A 561-nucleotide genomic window follows, 5' to 3' on the forward strand; every position below is an offset into this window, starting at 1 on the left:
TAAATTTCTTTAGCGCCTGTTCATGGATCTGCACTTGACCGTAACGGAAGGTAAACCCGAGAAATTTCGAGCCTGATACGGGACCGACCCGACTTTTCGATTCATTCACTTTGAGCTTTAATCGCTGAGTGATAAACGCAGTAATGTCCCGTTGCATTATTAGCCCTTCGCTTTTCGTTTTTACTAAAATGATTATGTCATCAGCGTAACGTGCAAACTTAAGGCGTTTGTAGGTTAACTTCTTATCTAATTCATCGAGTAAAATGTTGGAAAGCAAAGGGGATAATGGCCCACCTTGAGGGACACCTTTGGTTGACTCAAACCACAGACCGGTTTCACGCTCTGCTATTCCCGCTCGTAAGTATTTACCGAGTAGGCGCATGAGTGCTTTGTCTTTGATTTTACGGCCAACACGATTCATCAGCATGTCATGGTCTACTTCATCAAAGAACTTAGACAAGTCGATATCAACCGCTGTTTTATAGCCTTGTTTAACACAAGATTGAACATGGTTCACTGCTTGACTGGCTCTTTTATGAGCTCGATAACCATAACTATGCG

At 42.6% G+C, this 561-nt stretch carries 1 protein-coding gene; it reads right to left on the bottom strand.

Annotated features, from left to right (window positions below; all coding sequences use genetic code 11):
* Positions 1 to 561: reverse transcriptase domain-containing protein (locus tag NRL14_RS20790; protein ID WP_306725517.1), on the bottom strand; the 561-nt coding region annotated here is incomplete at both ends.

It is taken from the genome of Pseudoalteromonas sp. 20-92 (genome assembly GCF_030847595.1).
Lineage (GTDB): Bacteria > Pseudomonadota > Gammaproteobacteria > Enterobacterales > Alteromonadaceae > Pseudoalteromonas > Pseudoalteromonas fuliginea.